Genomic DNA, 274 nt, shown 5'->3' with positions numbered 1-274 from the left:
ATCTACCTGCCGCTGTCGCGCCTGTTGTCGATCTACGTCGATGCGACCCACCGGCTCTACCAGGCGCAGCGCCAGTTCCTCGGCATCCGCGACCGCAAGGTGCCCTACATCATCGGCGTCGCTGGTTCGGTCGCGGTCGGCAAATCGACCACCGCGCGCGTGCTGCAGGCGCTGCTGGCGCGCTGGTCGCCCCGGCCCAGGGTCGACCTAGTGACAACAGACGGCTTCCTGTATCCCAATGCTGTGCTCGAGCGGCAGGGGTTGATGCAGAAGA

At 66.1% G+C, this 274-nt stretch carries 1 pseudogene; it reads left to right on the top strand.

The annotated features are described in order from the left end of the window. Nucleotides 1–274: pseudogene (locus KJQ96_RS39110) on the top strand (type I pantothenate kinase); the annotation flags it as partial.

This window comes from Bradyrhizobium sp. sGM-13, assembly GCF_018398875.1.
In the GTDB taxonomy this organism is placed as follows: Bacteria; Pseudomonadota; Alphaproteobacteria; order Rhizobiales; family Xanthobacteraceae; genus Bradyrhizobium.
Note: the sequence above shows the minus strand (reverse complement) of the source record. Positions and strands in the feature narration are given on the sequence as shown.